We start from the raw sequence: 15290 nt of genomic DNA on the forward strand, positions 1-15290 counted from the left end.
CCCACGGCACGCTTGGCGCATGACCTCCCGCTACTGCTCCCTCGCGCAGCAGCCGGCCCCCGCCTTCACACCGGGGCTTGCCGCCGAGAGGCTCAGTGCGCTCATCGGCGGAAGCCGGATGTGGGTCAACAACACCGTGCTGCACTACTACTTCTTCGACGGCGAGTCCGACGCCTCGGTGATCGCGGTTCCCGGCAGCGGGGCGACCCGGCGGGTGTCGTGGGTCGGCGCCAAGGAGCAGCGGGACGTGGTGCGCGAGTGTTTCCGGGAGTGGCAGGACCTCGGCGTCGGCGTCACCTTCACCGAGGTCGCCGACCGTGGCGAGGCGGAACTGCGCATCGGGTTCCAGCACGGCGACGGCTCCTGGTCGACGGTGGGCAAGGACGCGCTGCGGGTCGGACTGCACGAGCGGACCATGAACTTCGGCTGGGACCTGACCGCGCCCGGGGAGCGCGGGACGGCCCTGCACGAGATCGGGCACGCGCTCGGCATGCACCACGAGCACCAGAACCCGTTCGCCGGGATCCACTGGGACGACGAGGCCGTGTACGCCGATCTGGCGGGCCCGCCGAACCACTGGACCCGGGACAGGACGTACTTCAACATCCTGCGCAAGCTGGACGTCCGTGAGGTGAACGGGTCCTCCTGGGACCCGCAGTCGATCATGGAGTATCCGTTCTCGGCGGGGCTGATCCTGGAGCCGGAGCAGTTCCGTGCGGGCCTCAACCCGCCGGGCACGCTCTCGCCCTTGGACAAGGAGTACGTCCTGCGCTGGTACCCGTCGGCCGGCCCGTCGCGGCCGCCCGAGCTGGTGCCGTTCCGTTCGGCTCCGCTCGGTCTCGGCCCGGGCGAACAGGCCGACTTCACCGTCGAGCCGCCGGAGACCCGCGAGTACAGCGTGGGCACCTTCGGCGACAGCGACACCGTCGTGGTGGTCTTCGAGGAGCGGGACGGGGAACCTCGCTATCTCGCAGGCCAGGACGACGGCGGAGCGCCGCACAATGCCACCGTCAGGGCCCGACTCGTCAAGGGTCGCCGCTACTTCGTCCGTGTGCGCCTGTACTCCGCGTGGGGTTCGGGGGAAACCGCGGTCATGTGCTGGTGACAGCGCATACAGGCCGCACACGGGCGATGCCGGTCCACTGTCCGGCGCCGGGGGACGGTCGCGGGAAGTCTCCTTCGGGGGAGGGGGACTTCCCGCGACCACGCCATGTCCGGGAACTCCAGGGGCAAGTGAGCAGTCTGTGGATGTGCCGGAGCTGCCGTTGCCCGGTTGTGAGGAGATCGCGGGCCGGGAGTACGGGCCGTGGGTGCGGGAGCGCGTGGTGGTCGCGGCCGTTGCCGCCGCCGGGCCGCCCGCCTAGGATCCGCTCATGCTTGCTTCGGACGGCGGCACGGGTGATGAGCTGCGGGACTTCCTTCTGACGGTCCTGTGGCTGCTGCCGATCACGGCGGGGCTGTGTGCGGTGTCCTGCGGGGTGTTCTACGGCGCCGGGCGCAGATTGCGGGCGGCCGGTGAGACGCATGCCGCGACGGCCAAGGGGCGCAACGCCGTGACGACCGGGATCCTCGCCGTGTTCCTCGCCGTCTGCTGGGGTGCCGCGGCCCTGGTGATCCGGTGAGCGTCGGACGGTCCGGGGCCCCGGAGGAGGAGCCCGCTCCCAGGAGATCGCCGGCGCGCTCGCCGGGGCGGCGGTAGCCGCGGATCGGATAGAGCCGCTATCGGCGCGGGGGCGCGGCGGGCCGTGCCGAGGCGGTCGTCCGCGGCACGGCCCGTGGGTACGCCCGGGCATCAGCTCGACTGGGCGGAGTGACCTCGCTTTCGCCATTCCTCCGCGAGGAGTTCGTACGAGCGCACCCGGTCGGTGTGGTCGTGGGTGATGGTGGTGATGAGCAACTCGTCGGCGTCCGTGGCCTCCTGGAGCTGTTCGAGGCGGTCGGCGACGGTGGTCGGGGAGCCCACGAACTGGGTGTCGAGGCGGTCCTGGACCAACTCCCGGTCCTCGTCGGTCCATGCGCGGGCGCGGGCCTCGTCCGGTGTCGGGAACTCGATGGCGCCCTCGGCGGTGCGGATGCTGCGGACCCACGGGCCGTACCCGCTGGCCAGCTCGCGGGCGGTCTCGTCGTCCTCGGCGACCACGACGTCGGCGGAGACGCTGACGTACGGCTTGTCCAGGACGTCGGAGGGCTCGAAGAAGGAGCGGTAGCCGTCCACGGCCTCCAGGACGGTGGCGGGGCTGACGTGGTAGTTCGCCGCGAACCTGAGGCCCCGCGCGCCGGCCGTCTCGGCGCTCGTGCCACCACTGCTGCCCAGGATCCACAGCTCGACGTCAGCTCCCTCGCCCGGCACCACGTGTGCCTCGATGCCCTCCGGGGAGCGGTAGGTGCCGGCCAGCAGGGCGAGGATGTCGTCGATCTGCTCGGCGTACTCCTGCGACTCGGCGCCGGGCAGCAGGAGCAGCTTGCGCTGGAGGGCGATGCGGGGCGAGCCGAGGAGGCGGGCGAAGGAGAAGCGGGGCGGGATGAGCAGACCGTTCGGGGCGCGGCCCGGCGCCTCGGTCGTCCGCTCCGCCGGTGGCCGGCCGCCCGAGCGACCGAGGCCCAGGTCGAAGCGGCCCGGGTGCAGGGCGTCGAGGAGACCGAACTCCTCGACCGTGTTCAGCGCGGTGCGGTGACCGAGCTGGACGGCACCCGAGCCGAGCCGGATCGTGGAGGTCGCGGCGGCCGTGAGGGCGAGGACGACCGCCGGGGACGTGCCGGCAACACCCGGGTTGAGGTGGTGCTCGGCGAACCAGTAGCGGGCGTAGCCCAGCCGCTCGGTCCGCTGGGCGAGGTCGATGGAGTTGCGCAGGGCGTCGGCGGCGGTGGAGCCGGTCGAGATGGGGACCAGGTCCAGGACGCCGAGGGGGATCTCAGGCATGGGCGGACTCCTGACGTACGGGTCCCCACGGGAACGGCGGGTCCGGGATGTCGCGCCGCAGCACGGGGGCGACCTCGGCCTGGAACAGTTCCAGCGAGTCGCGGTGCTGAGTGTCCGTCAACCCGCTCGCGTCGGCGTGCAGATGCAGGACCGAGTGCCCGAACTGCTCGTGGTAGCGCCGCACTTTGTCGATGACCTGCTGCGGGCTGCCGATCAGCGCGGAGCTGCGCTCGACGAAGTCCTCCACGGTCTCGAAGACCACCGGCAGCCCGAACTGCCGCTGGAACGCGAGAGTCGACTCGAAGATCGGCCGGTAGATCTTCAGCGCCTCCTGGGAGGTGGGCGTCACCAGCAGCCCGGCCGTCCCGGCGCCGACCGCGATCCGCGCCGGGTCGTGGCCGTAGTGCTCCCAGCGTTCGCGGTAGTGGCGGATCAACTCGGCGTACGGCTCTATGGGGTTGGTGACGTTCGCCGAGAACAGCGGGTCGCCGTACCGGGCCGCCAGGTCCACCGACTCCTTGCTGGTGGCGCTGCCGTGCCAGACCCGGATCGGCCGCTGGTAGGGCCTCGGCCACACCTCGGCGTCCGTGAGCTCCGGCCGGAAGCGGGTCTTGGCGGTGACCTTGTCCTGCCGCCAGATCTTCCGGAAGACCTCGTAGCTCTCGGCGTTGCGGTCCCACTGGTCCTCGGGCGTGACCTGGAACAGCTCGCGCTGGGCGGCGCCGTTGCCCTTGCCGATGATGAGGTCGAGGCGGCCCTCGGAGAGGTGGTCGAGGGTGGCGTAGTCCTCGTAGGCGCGCACCGGGTCGAGCAGGCTCAGGGTCGTGACCGCCGTGAAGAGCCTGATGCGTTTGGTCAGGGCGGCGACATGGCTGAGGACGACGGTCGGCGAGGAGGAGATGAACGGCCGCTCGTGCCGCTCCCCCACCCCGAAGCCGTCGAAGCCCAACTCCTCGGCCAGCACCGCGTTGTCGAGCACCTCGCGGAACCGTTCGTGCGTCGACTTCCGCACGCCCGTGACCGGATCCGGGCGGTGCACGATCAGCGTGATGGCGAGGAACTTCACGACGCCACCCGCTGCTCGCCCGTCGTCTCGTCCGGGTGGGCCAGGCCCAGGTGGTCGCGCAGGGTCGGGCCCTCGTACTCGGTGCGGAAGACGCCCTGTTCCTGGAGCAGCGGGACGACCTTGTCGGCGAAGGCGTCGAGGCCGGTCGGGGTGATGTGCGGGACCAGGATGAAGCCGTCACTGGCGTCGGCCTGGACGTAGTCGTTGATGGTCCTCGCCACTGTCGCCGGGGAGCCGACGAAGTTCTGCCGGTTGCCCGACTCGATGACGAGGTCACGGATCGACCAGTTGTTGGCGGCGGCCAGCTCGCGCCATTCGCGGGCGGTGGCCAGCGGGTCGCGGTACATCCGGACCTGGGCGCGGCCCTTGGCGATGTGCTCGCCGCTGACGTCCGGGTCGATGTCGGGGAGCGGGCCCTCCGGGTCGTACGAGGACAGGTCGCGGTTCCAGACGAACTCCAGGTGCTTGAGGGCGGTGGCCCCGCTGACCTGCTGTCGGCGCACCTCCTTGGCGAGCTCCTCGGCCTCCTCGTCGGTGTCGCCGAGGACGAAGCTCGCGGCGGGCAGGATCAGCAACTGGTCATGGCGGCGGCCGTACTTGGCGAGGCGCCTCTTGACGTCCGTGTAGAACGCCTGGCCTGCGTCCAGCGTGGCGTACCGGCTGAAGATGGCGTCGGCACTGGACGCGGCGAACTCGCGGCCCTCTTCCGAGTCGCCCGCCTGGAAGACGACCGGGCGGCCCTGCGGGGAGCGGGGGACGTTGAACTGGCCGTGGATGTCGAAGTGTTGGCCGGTGTGGACGAAGGAGCCCGCCTTGGCGTCCCGCAGGAACTCGCCCGAGGCCTGGTCGACGAGGATCTCGTCGCCCTGCCACGAGTCGAAGAGCTCGTTGGTGGTGGCGAGGAACTCCTTCGCGCGGGAGTAGCGCTCCTCCTGCGGGAGGAAGCCGCCGCGCCGGAAGTTCTCGCCGGTGAAGGCGTCCCAGGAGGTGACCACGTTCCAGGCGGCGCGGCCCCCGGAGAGGTGGTCGAGGCTGGCGAACTGGCGGGCCACCTCGTAGGGCTCGTTGAAGGTGGAGTTGATGGTGCCGGTCAGGCCGAGGTGCTCGGTGACGGCGGCGAGCGCGGCGAGGATCGTGAAGGTGTCGGGGCGGCCGACTACGTCCAGGTCGTAGATCTGCCCGCCCTGTTCGCGCAGCCTCAGTCCCTCGGCGAGGAACAGGAAGTCGAACCTGGCGCGTTCGGCGGTCCGCGCGAAGTGGGCGAAGGAGCTGAACTCGATGTGGCTGCCGGCCTCGGGGTCGCTCCACACGGTGGTGTTGTTGACGCCCGGGAAGTGGGCGGCCAGATGGATCTGCTTCAGCGGCTTGGTCATGGCTCTGCGGGGTCCTTCCGGCTCAGGCGGCGGCGTAGCGGTTGGCGGGGCGGGCGAGGCCCAGCAGTCCGCGCAGGGTGTCGGCCTCGTAGGCACGGCGGAAGGCGTCGCGGCGCTGGAGTTCGGGGACCAGGCCCCCGGTGATGGCGGGCAGGTCGTGGCCGAGCACGGCCGGGCGCAGCCGGAAGCCGGTCAGACCGGCGGACTGCAACTCCTGGAGCAGGTCCGCGAGTTGGGCCGGGGAACCGGTGAAGATACGGGCGTCGCTCTCGTACGGCTCTCCTGCCGCGGCGTCGAGGCGCTCGCGGCGGGCCGCGGCGGCCGCGGGGTCGTCGTCGAGGAAGACCACCAAGTCACCGAAGACGTGCAGGGGTTGGTCCGCGCGGTCGGCCTTCTCCTGCTCGGCGCGGATCTCGGCGACGATCGCCCGGGCCTGGTCGGTGTCGTGCGGGGTGACGTAGCCGACGTCGGCCTGGCGGGCCACCAGCCGGTACGGGACGGTCTGGTGCGCCAGCGCGCTGACCAGGGGCTGACCCTGCGGCGGGCGCGGGGTGATGGAGGGGCCCTTGACGCTGAAGTGCTTGCCCTCGAAGTCGATGTAGTGCAGCTTGTCGCGGTCGATGAAGCGGCCGGTGGCGACGTCCCGGATCTCCGCGTCGTCCTCCCAGCTGTCCCAGAGCCGGCGGACGGCCTCGACATGGTCGGCGGCCTCGTCGAAGAGGTCGCTGACGAGTTCCTGTCCGGCCGGGCTCTGCAGTTCGGCCAGGCTCAGCGGCGGGACGGTGCGGCGCCCGAAGTGGTCGGCCTCGTTCGGGCGGGGTGAGATCTGCACACGCAGCCCGGCGCGGCCGGTGCTGACGTAGTCCAGGGTGGCGATCGCCTTGGAGATGTGGAACGGCTCGGTGTGGGTGGCGATCACGGTCGGCACGAGGCCTATGTGCCGGGTCAGGGGCGCGACGCGGGAGGCGATCAGTACGGCGTCGAGGCGGCCGCGGACCTGGTCGGTGCGGTTGTCCAACTCGCCGAAGACCGAGGACTGGAGGCCGAGGCCGTCCTCGAAGGTCACGAAGTCCAGCAGGCCACGCTCGGCCTCGGCGACCAGGTCGGCCCAGTAGGCGGCGGTGAACACGTCCCGGGGGCGGGCGACCGGCTCGCGCCAGGAGGCCGGGTGCCAGCCGGTGCCGTCGAGGGCGACGGCGAGGTGCAGCGGGGAAGAAGGGGACACGAAAGGGGTGCCTTCCTGGAGATCCGTATGGGAACGCCGGCCCGGGCACACGGCACTCAGGGCAACGGCGGCGGAGCAGTCAGGTCAGGGGCGACAGAGGGCGCCGGCGACGCGCTGCAGATCGATGTGCCGACGGAGATGGGGGTGGCGCAGCATGTGCCTGCCTCCCACCGTCGTAGCGCGCGTCTCGTTCTGGGTCACAACGCCCAGGCCCTGGTGTCTGTTCCCGGTGTGCGCACCTGGAGGATGGTCGTACGACGGCGGAGCGTGAAGCCGATCGACTCGTACAGCCGGATCGCGGCCGCGTTGTCCGCGGCGGCGTGCAGGAACGGGGTCTCCCCGCGCTCCCTGATGCCGGCCGCGACCGCGCGCACCAGTCGGGTGCCCAGGCCCTGGCCGCGGTGGGCCGGGTCGGTGCAGACGGCGCTGATCTCGGTCCAGCCGGGCGGATGGAGACGTTCGCCGGCCAGGGCGACGAGCCTGCCCTCGTGCCGGATGCCCAGGTAGGTGCCGAGGTGGATGGTGCGGGCGAGGAAGGGACCGGGCCGGGTGCGCGCGACCAGGTCCAGGATCTCGGGGACGTCACCGGGACCGAGCCGTACGGCCTCCGGGTCGGGTCCGGCCCGCAGGTGGGTGTCGACGAGCTGCACGCCCTGCCCGCCGCCGACGATCTCCCACCCGTCGGGCACGGACTCGACTCCCTTGATGCGTACGGTGGTTGCCGGTCCCACGAGGGTGTGCAGGTCGGTCCAGGCGGCCGGGTCCGCCGGGTCGGCGAGCGCGGCGAACGCGTACACGTCCGCCGGGTAGCGCGCCGCCCGGCCGATCCGGTCGGCGAAAGGGGCGTGCGGCCCGTCCAGGGCGGCCCAGACGGGGTTGTCCAGGAGACGGGTTCCGAGGGCGATCTGGTGGACCACGGCGGCCTTTCGCACAAAGGGTTCTGACGGATGATCAGGAGTTGGTGAGCGGCAGCCCGGGCGGGTTCACCTCGGACTTGGCGATGGCCTCGCCCGAGAGGTTCCAGGCCTTGAGCCACTTCGCGTACTGACCGTTCTCGATCAGGTGGTTGATCGCGGCGGCCAGGGGCTTCGCGAGGCCGCTGTCCTTCTTCGCGGTCGCGGCGATCAGGCCCTGGAGGGTCTCACCAGCGCCCGAGAACTGGCCCGCGACCCGGGTCGCCTGGGGCGTGTTCGCGGTCTGCGTCGCGTGGTAGGAGAGGCTCGGGTTGGGGCCGAAGAAGGCGTCGATCTTGCCGCTGTTCAGCGCCAGATAGATGCTGTTGGTCTCCTGGAAGTACTTGACGGTGAGCTTCTTGCCCTCCTTCTCCAGCTTCGCCTTCCACTCCAGGAGGAGCTTCTCCTGGTTGGTGCCGTTGCCGACGGAGACGGTCTTGCCGGCGAGGTTCTCGTAGTTGTTGTCGAAGTTCCAGGGGTTGTCCTTCTTCACCTCGAACGCGAGATCGTCCTTGCGGTAGGAGGCGAACTCGTACTTCTGTTTGCGCTCCTCGGTGTCGGTGACGTTGGAGAAGGCCACGTCGACCTTGCCGCTGTCGAGGCCGATGAAGAGGTTCTCCCAAGTGGAGCGCCGCACCTCGGGCTTGAGGCCGAGGACGGCGGAGACCAGACGGCCGAGGTCGACCTCGGAGCCGGTGAGCGACTTCTGGTCGCTGCCGACGAAGCCGAGCGGCGGGACCCCGGAGGGCAGGGTGCCGGAGCCGATGACCAGCTTGCCGCTCTTCTTGATGTCGGCGGGGAGCAGGGCGCTGATGGACTTCACCTCGGACACCTTCAACTCGGTCTCGGTGGCCGCGCCGTTGGAGAGGCGGCCCACGGTTACCGTGCCGGCGGTGTCGGAGGTCCTGGTCGCGGCGTCACTCTCGCCCCCGCAGGCGGCGAGCCCGGTGGCGAGGGTGGCGACGGCGGTCGCCGCGGTGATGCCCCGTATCAGGCTGCGTCGGGAGAACTGGGTAGGCATGGCTGTCCTTTGTGACTGGGAGAGGGTGGTGAGGGTGCTGCCGTGGGGGGAAGTCGTGGGTGGTGCTCGGGCACCTCGTGCCGGAACGCCTGGCGCGTAGGAGCAGCTCGCGGGTCAGGGAACCTTGCTTCAGAGCACCTTGCTGAGGAAGTCCCGGGTGCGCTCGTGCCGCGGCTTGTCCAGGACCTCGGCGGGCGGGCCCTGTTCGACGATCTTTCCGTCGTCGATGAAGACGACCCGGTCGGCGATCTCGCGGGCGAAGCCGATCTCGTGGGTGACGATGATCAGAGTGGTCCCGCTCTTCGCCAGGTCCTTGATGACGGCGAGGACCTCGCCGACGAGTTCCGGGTCCAGGGCGGAGGTGGGCTCGTCGAAGAGGATGACGCCCGGCCGCAGCGCGAGGGCGCGGGCGATGGCCACGCGCTGCTGCTGTCCGCCGGACAACTGCCGTGGGTAGGCGTTCTCCTTGTCGGCGAGGCCGACCCGGTCCAGGAGCTCGCGGGCGAGTCGCTGGGCCGCGGTCCGGTCGAGCTGTCCGGTGGCGGCCGGGGCCGCGGCGACGTTCTCCAGCACGGTCAGGTGCGGGAAGAGGTTGAAGTTCTGGAAGACGAACCCGATTCTGCTGCGCTGGGCGAGGATGGCACGCTCGCTCAGCTCCTTGAGCCGGTCGCCGTGCCGGCGTACGCCGATCAGTTCGCCGTTGATGCTGACGTGGCCGATCTCCGGCTTCTCCAGGTGGTTGACGACCCGGAGCAGGGTGGACTTGCCGGAGCCGGACGGGCCGAGGATCACGGTGACCTCGCCCGGCCGCACGGTCAGGTCGACGCCGTCCAGGACCCGATGGGTCCCGTACCACTTGTGGACGTCATGGACCTCGACGGCGGCGGGCACGGTCGTGACGGTCGCGGTGGTCATACGGCGGCCTCCCTGCGGATCCGGGCGCGCAGGTCGGTGAGGGCGGTGCGCAGCTTCTGCAACGGGGTCGGCGGCAGGGCGCGGGTGGCGCCCCGGGCGAAGTACCGCTCGACGTAGAACTGGATGACGGAGACGACCGTGGTCAGGATGAGGTACCAGACGGTCACGACCAGCAGCAGCGGCACGATGTCGCCCGGGTAGGTGGCGCCCATCGTCTGGGCGGCGCCGAACAGGTCGAGCAGCGAGACGTAGAACACCAGCGAGGTGGCCTTGACCAGGTCGATGAGCTGGTTGACGTAGTTCGGCGTGATGGAGCGCAGAGCCTGTGGGAAGACGACCTTGCGGAACTGGTAGCCCTTCGGCAGGCCGAGTGCGGCGGCCGCCTCGTGCTGGCCCTGGTCGACGGAGAGGATGCCGCCGCGGACCGCCTCGGCGGCGTACGCCGCCTGGTTCAGGCTCAGACCGACGACGGCGACGGCGATGTCGGTGGCGAGCCGGGACTCGTCGAAGGTGAAGAAGGCCGGCCCGAAGGGGACGCCCACGCTGAGCGTCTGGTACAGGGCGCTGAAGTTGTAGAGGAAGAGCAGGATGACGATCAGCGGGATGGAGCGGAACGTCCAGATGTAGATCCAGCTGACCGCTCGCAGGACAGGGCTCTTCGAGAGCCGGGCCAGCGCGAGGACGACGCCGCCGAGGAGACCCAACACCGCGCTGTAGGCGGTGACTTCGAGAGTGATCAGCAGTCCGTCGAGAATCGTCGGCCGCAGGAACCAGTAGCCGAACCGGTCCCACTGGTAGAAGGGGTTGGACACCAGGCCGTGCACGAACTGGGCGGTGAGGACCAGCACGACGGCGGTGGCGATCCAGCGGCCGGGCCGCCACAGCGGCAGAACCCGCTGTGCGGTCAGTGGTTTTGACGGGGTGTCGGCTGACGGCGGCGGCGGTGCCTCGGTGACGGACACGGCGGCGCCTGGGGGTTCGCTCACGGCGGGACTCCGGCGGGGTTCGGGTTCCCCCGGAAGCGGGCGCGCGCAACGCGGCTACGACGACCGCTCTACGGCGGGTCGTGGCACACGGGGACGCACGGGAACCGGGGGCTGGGCGGACAACGACACACCGCTCGGGCGGTGTTCGTCAGAAACGCGGGGCTGCGGAAAGGAGATGTCAGCCCTGACAGCGGGCGCGGCCCGGTGCGGTACACAGCGCGCTGTTCACGCGCAGGAGGTCGACGGTCCGGTCGGCGACGAGGAGGTTGACGTACGGCAGTACGCGGCTCGAGGCGCGGCGCGTGGCCGTCCTGGGAGCTGCGTACATGTCCGTCACCGTCACTTTTCGTCGGAGCGTCGAAGGCCCTCGGGGCCAAGAGTGCCGTAAGTGAAGCCAGTTGTCCGTGCGTCTGTCAACGCCGGTCCACCAGGTGGAACGTCATCGGCCCCGCGCGGTGTGCGCCGCCCAGTCGAGGATCTGCACGGCGGCACCGGCGGCCTCCAGGCCCCGGCAGTGGGCGTGGTGGCGGCGGGCGATGCCGTCGAGGTCCAGGTGCGCGCCGAAGGCCGGGTGGGCGGCCAGCCGGCGGGCGTAGGCCCAGACGACGGGGTGGTCGGCGATCCGCTGCACGGCGGAGGCGTCCAGGTGGTGGCGGTGCACGGTGTCGAGCTGGACCAGCGTGACCCACAACTCGACGTCGGCGGCGGTGATCTGATCGCGGATCAGGTACTCGCGTCCGAGGAGCCACCGCTCCAGGGACCCCAGGGTCTCCAGGAGCCGGTCGAGCGCCGCGGCCCGCGCGTCCGGGTCGGCGCCCGCGGAGCCCGCCTCCTGCGCGGCCCGCTCGATGCCCTGCCCGCACAGCCGCTCCACCGCCTCGGTCTCCGACTCGGCGCCGCACGGGTACAGCGCCGGGCGGTCGCCGCCGAAGTACCGGGCCAGGTCCCGGGTGATGTCCGGGGCGTGGGTGCTGACGATGCGCCCGGACCAGTCGTCGCTGAGCACCGGACCGACCGCGGCGCCGGTGTAGCGGTGGGCGCTGGCGTCGTAGAGCGGGCGCAGCGCGGAGTGGCCGCCGTCGGGACGGTCGGGGACCGCGGGCAGGATCGTCACCGGACAGGCGTCGTCGAGGCCGAGCAGGCTGTGCACGACGGCGATGCGCAGCCCGTCGGGACAGGACGGCGTCAGATGGACGCGATAGCGGCGCGGCACGGCGTAGTGCCCACTGCGGGCGTCCTGCCCGATCCGGCCCCGGAAGACGGCGGCGGGCCGGGTGGTCGCGGCGGCGGCGAGTGGCGTGACGGACATGGATCTCCCCGGGGATGGGCGCGCGGACGTACGCGCGGCGGAAGCGACGTCGGGCCAGGACAGGGGTGCGCGCCGGTGCGCGACAGCAGGATGGCGGGGCGGTGGGGCGGGCTCAGCCGAGGCGGCTGATGGCGCTGCACACCCGCTGGAGGTCGATGTGACGGCGGGAGGTGAGCAGGGGCGACGGCCGGGACGTACGGCTCACTCGGCCGTCGGTCGACTCCAGGCGCCTCATGTTTCCCTACCTGTTCACTAGGATTCCCATCTGGAGTGTCGATCGGCCACGGGACGGCGTCAAGAGGGCGTCCACGAGGCGGTCACCCGCGCTCGGGCGAGGCGGTCGACCCGCGCTCGGGCAACACGCCTTTCCGGACTCCGTCGACGTGCGTCGGCCACCTTCTGGTGAGGGCCGCCGCTGGCTACTCTGGGAGCGCGGCCAACGATCCAGGCGGGGGCGGGCTCCATGGCATTGCTGCGCGAGCGCCATCTGAGTGCGTCCACGATCGGTACCGCGGGCAACGCCTCCGCCGCCCTGAAGCTGCTCACCGAACTGGAGGCCGACTGCCGCGCCCGGCTGGGCGAAGTGTCCTGGTTCACCCTCGTCGTACGGCACGGGGTCGCGTACTGGACGGGGGTGTGCGGCCGTTCCGCGCGGGCCAGGGAGCTGACCGGGGAGTTGCTCACGGTCTACGAGGAGCGGCTGGCCGACCGGGATCACCATGCCCTGCGCCTGCTGCGCGACGACCTCGCCCGCTGGACCGGAGAGGCGGGCGACCCCCTCGACGCCGTACGGCAGTACGCCGATCTCCACCGGGACACCGAGCGGGTGCTCGGCCCCCATGCCCCGCACACCCTCCTGGCCCGCCACAACACCGCCTACTGGACCGCGGCACAGGGCGCCCGCTCCCTCGCCCTCGCCGACTTCCGGGACCTGCTGGCCGACGAGAGCCGGATCAACGGGCCCGCCCACCCGCACACCCTCGCCGTACGCCACAACATCGCGTACTGGACCGAGGCCGAGGGCGATCCGCAGACGGCCCTGGGTCTCTTCGCGGCCCTTCTCGACGACCGCACCGCAGCGCTCGGCCGCGACCATCCGCACACCCTGCTCAACGCCTTCCACGTGGCCCGGCTGACCCGCCACCACCGGGACCCGGCGGCCGGCACCGCCGAACTCACCGCGCTGCTCCCCGAGTTCGTCCGGGTCTTCGGCGAGGAGCATCCCTGGCGGGGGCGGCTGTGCCGGGAGCTCGATACGCCAGACTGACCCCATGGAGCTCTCCTTCAGCGGCCGTGTCATCGAGTGGCGCGGTCCGGCGCCGTACTACTTCGTCCCCGTGCCGGACGAGGAGTGCGCCGACATCCGCGAGGTGGCGGCCCAGGCGACGTACGGCTGGGGGGTGATCCCGGTCCGGGCCCGGATCGGCCAAGTCGCCTTCGAGACCTCGCTGTTCCCCAAGGACGGCGGCTATCTGCTGCCGGTGAAGAACGCCGTGCGCAAGCCGCAGGGGCTCACGGCCGGCGACGAGGTGAGCGTGGAGCTGACCGTCCGGCTGTGAAGAGGGCTCAGCGCCCGCCGGTGCGGACCGCGCCCACGCTCGCCGCGACCACCAGCGCGATCGCCGCGCACTCCCGGGGCGACAGCCCCTGACCCAGCACCAGCCAGCCGGCCAGCGAGGCGACCGCGGGCGCCAGGCTCGTCAGGACCGCGAAGGTCGCCGCGGGCAGTCGGCGCAGGGCGAGCAGTTCGAGGGTGTAGGGCACGCCCGAGGACAGCACGGCGATCGCCAGGCCCAGCGCGAGCACGCCGGGTTCGAGCAGCGTCGCACCCGCCGACGCGACGCCCGGCGGCAGCGTGACCAGGGCGGCGACGGCCATCGCGATCGCGAGCCCGTCGAGCTTCGGAAAACGGGCCCCCGCCCGGGCGTTGAGCACGATGTACGCCGCCCACATCGCCCCGGCTCCCAGAGCGAAGCCGACCCCGCCCACGTCGAGTCGGCCGAAGTCCCCGGAGCCGAGCAGATAGACGCCGACCAGGGCGAGGGCGGCCCACAGCAGGCCGGCGGCGCGGCGGGCGACGACCACGGACAGCAGCAGCGGCCCGAGCACCTCGATGGTGACCGCGGCTCCCAGCGGGATCCGGTCGATCGCCTGGTAGAAGAGCAGGTTCATGCCGCCGAGGGCCAGTCCGAACCCGGCGGCCACCGCCCAGTCGGCGCGGGTGTGTCCGCGCAGCCGGGGCCGGGCCACGAGAAGCAGGAGCAGCGCGGCGAACGTCACCCGCACCGCGACCACGCCGAGCGCCCCCGCCCGGGGGAACAGCAGGGCGGCGAAGGCCGACCCGAACTGGACGGACACCGTGCCGGCCAGCACCAGCCCGACACCGCCGAGGCTGCCGCGCCCGGCGGCGCGACGGAGGAGGGCGGGGCCGGCCGCCGTCATGGAAGGGTTGGGCGCCGTGGACGGGTCGTGCGCGGTGGAGGTCATGCGCCTCACGCTAGGAACCCGTCCGCGCCGTGTGAAATGCCGGTTCCCGTGCGGTTATGCTTCCGAAGCATGACCGTCGAGCTGCGGCATCTGCGCGCTTTCCTCGTCATCGCCGAGGAGGGCAACATCACCCGCGCCGCCGCCCGCCTCCATCTGGGCCAGCCCGCGCTCTCGCGCACCCTGCGCCAGCTGGAGCAGCACATGGGCGCCCGGCTCGTCGACCGCTCCACGCACCACCTGGACCTCACCGCCGAGGGCCGGACCTTCCGCGACAAGGCGGCCGCCGCCCTCGCCGCGGTGGACACGGCCCTGGACCCCCGGGGGCTGAAGAGCTGGCCGCTGCGCCTCGGCCACCCCTGGGCGGCGCTCGGCGACCACACCATCCCGCTGCTGCGCCGCTGGGACGAGACCCGCCCGGACGTCCCCCTGGAACTGCTCCGTGTCGACGACCCCACCGGAGGCCTCGCCCAGGGCAAGGTCGACGCGGCGCTGCTGCGCGGCGCGGTGCCCCCGGCCGGGCTGCGCACGGAGCTGCTGCTGTCGGAGGAACGGTTGGTGGTCATGGCGGCGGACAGTCCGCTGGCCGCGCTCCCCCGGGTCGCCCTGGCGGACGTCGCCGCGCACCCGATCGCCCTCAACACGGTCTCGGGCACGACGACCATGGACCTGTGGCCGCCGGGGTCCGGCCCGGCCGCGACCATCGAGGTCACCAACACCGACGAGTGGCTCATCGTCATCGCCGCGGGTCGCGCCGTGGGCATCACCACGACGGCCACCCCCAGCAACCACACCCACCCCTCGCTGGCCTTCCGCCCCCTCACGGACGCGCCGGCCGTCCCCGTCTTCCTCGCCTGGCGCGAGGGTCCGGGACACCCTGCTCTCCCGGACCTGGTGGCACTGGCCCACGAGGTCGTGGCGGCCGGAAGATCCTGAGGCCGGCGACTTTGGTAGCCGCTCGCATCGACCGAGGATGACCCTCGCGTCGACGATCGCCCGATACCCACCGCCCTACGCGGCCCCCAGGCTGGATGCGAG

At 71.7% G+C, this 15290-nt stretch carries 18 protein-coding genes; 5 read left to right on the top strand and 13 right to left on the bottom strand.

All coding sequences use genetic code 11. The features are described from left to right. Positions 1-19 precede the first annotated feature (19 nt). Complete coding sequence (gene absR1, locus ABKA17_RS08140) at positions 20-1105, top strand: beta-glucuronidase AbsR1 (protein WP_353691208.1); 1086 nt, start codon at positions 20-22, stop codon at positions 1103-1105. Positions 1106-1373: 268 nt separating this feature from the next. Continuing rightward, positions 1374-1622 carry a hypothetical protein gene (locus tag ABKA17_RS08145; protein WP_353691209.1) on the top strand — a complete coding sequence of 83 codons (249 nt, stop codon included), beginning with the start codon at positions 1374-1376 and terminating at the stop codon, positions 1620-1622. Positions 1623-1792: 170 nt separating this feature from the next. On the opposite strand, the gene ABKA17_RS08150 is transcribed toward ABKA17_RS08145, so the two are convergent. The 12 genes from ABKA17_RS08150 to ABKA17_RS08205 form a co-directional block, all read right to left on the bottom strand. Beyond that, positions 1793-2920 (bottom strand): LLM class flavin-dependent oxidoreductase, encoded by a 1128-nt coding sequence (locus ABKA17_RS08150; protein ID WP_353691210.1) that lies wholly within the window; start codon positions 2918-2920, stop codon positions 1793-1795. Continuing rightward, positions 2913-3986 carry an LLM class flavin-dependent oxidoreductase gene (locus tag ABKA17_RS08155; protein WP_353691211.1) on the bottom strand — a complete coding sequence of 358 codons (1074 nt, stop codon included), beginning with the start codon at positions 3984-3986 and terminating at the stop codon, positions 2913-2915. The genes ABKA17_RS08150 and ABKA17_RS08155 overlap by 8 nt, the downstream gene beginning before the upstream one ends. Next, entirely contained in the window at positions 3983-5359 is a 1377-nt protein-coding gene (locus ABKA17_RS08160) for an NtaA/DmoA family FMN-dependent monooxygenase (protein WP_353691212.1), read from the bottom strand. Before ABKA17_RS08160 ends, ABKA17_RS08155 begins: the two co-directional genes overlap by 4 nt. Before the next feature lie 22 nt (positions 5360-5381). Beyond that, positions 5382-6584: an LLM class flavin-dependent oxidoreductase gene (locus tag ABKA17_RS08165; RefSeq protein WP_353691213.1), complete on the bottom strand. Its 1203-nt coding sequence runs from the start codon at positions 6582-6584 to the stop codon at positions 5382-5384. A gap of 84 nt (positions 6585-6668) precedes the next feature. Further along, on the bottom strand, positions 6669-6740 hold the full coding sequence (locus ABKA17_RS08170; protein ID WP_353691613.1) for a putative leader peptide: 72 nt from the start codon (positions 6738-6740) through the stop codon (positions 6669-6671). Between the two features lie 41 nt (positions 6741-6781). After that, positions 6782-7516 (bottom strand): GNAT family N-acetyltransferase, encoded by a 735-nt coding sequence (locus tag ABKA17_RS08175; RefSeq protein WP_353691214.1) that lies wholly within the window; start codon positions 7514-7516, stop codon positions 6782-6784. Positions 7517-7535: 19 nt separating this feature from the next. Beyond that, positions 7536-8558: an ABC transporter substrate-binding protein gene (locus tag ABKA17_RS08180; protein WP_353691215.1), complete on the bottom strand. Its 1023-nt coding sequence runs from the start codon at positions 8556-8558 to the stop codon at positions 7536-7538. Between the two features lie 129 nt (positions 8559-8687). Beyond that, positions 8688-9473, bottom strand: coding sequence for an amino acid ABC transporter ATP-binding protein (locus tag ABKA17_RS08185; protein WP_353691216.1), 786 nt, complete (start codon positions 9471-9473; stop codon positions 8688-8690). Beyond that, positions 9470-10459, bottom strand: coding sequence for an amino acid ABC transporter permease (locus ABKA17_RS08190; RefSeq protein ID WP_353691217.1), 990 nt, complete (start codon positions 10457-10459; stop codon positions 9470-9472). The genes ABKA17_RS08185 and ABKA17_RS08190 overlap by 4 nt, the downstream gene beginning before the upstream one ends. A gap of 178 nt (positions 10460-10637) precedes the next feature. Beyond that, entirely contained in the window at positions 10638-10787 is a 150-nt protein-coding gene (locus tag ABKA17_RS08195; RefSeq protein ID WP_353691218.1) for a hypothetical protein, read from the bottom strand. 111 nt (positions 10788-10898) lie between these two features. Beyond that, entirely contained in the window at positions 10899-11768 is an 870-nt protein-coding gene (locus ABKA17_RS08200) for a glutathione S-transferase C-terminal domain-containing protein (protein WP_353691219.1), read from the bottom strand. A gap of 112 nt (positions 11769-11880) precedes the next feature. Next, positions 11881-12003, bottom strand: coding sequence for a putative leader peptide (locus ABKA17_RS08205; RefSeq protein WP_353691220.1), 123 nt, complete (start codon positions 12001-12003; stop codon positions 11881-11883). 228 nt (positions 12004-12231) lie between these two features. Here ABKA17_RS08205 and ABKA17_RS08210 point away from each other — a divergent pair, with 228 nt between their 5' ends. Beyond that, positions 12232-13035: a tetratricopeptide repeat protein gene (locus ABKA17_RS08210; RefSeq protein WP_353691221.1), complete on the top strand. Its 804-nt coding sequence runs from the start codon at positions 12232-12234 to the stop codon at positions 13033-13035. A 4-nt stretch (positions 13036-13039) separates the two neighbouring features. After that, complete coding sequence (locus tag ABKA17_RS08215; RefSeq protein ID WP_353691222.1) at positions 13040-13327, top strand: DUF1905 domain-containing protein; 288 nt, start codon at positions 13040-13042, stop codon at positions 13325-13327. A 7-nt stretch (positions 13328-13334) separates the two neighbouring features. On the opposite strand, the gene ABKA17_RS08220 is transcribed toward ABKA17_RS08215, so the two are convergent. Continuing rightward, entirely contained in the window at positions 13335-14255 is a 921-nt protein-coding gene (locus tag ABKA17_RS08220; protein ID WP_353691223.1) for an EamA family transporter, read from the bottom strand. A 69-nt stretch (positions 14256-14324) separates the two neighbouring features. On the opposite strand from ABKA17_RS08220, the gene ABKA17_RS08225 reads away from it, so the two are divergent. Beyond that, positions 14325-15188 (top strand): LysR family transcriptional regulator, encoded by an 864-nt coding sequence (locus ABKA17_RS08225; RefSeq protein ID WP_353691224.1) that lies wholly within the window; start codon positions 14325-14327, stop codon positions 15186-15188. Positions 15189-15290: the final 102 nt, after the last annotated feature.

The sequence above is a fragment of the Streptomyces sp. RG80 genome (genome assembly GCF_040446465.1).
In the GTDB taxonomy this organism is placed as follows: domain Bacteria; phylum Actinomycetota; class Actinomycetes; order Streptomycetales; family Streptomycetaceae; genus Streptomyces.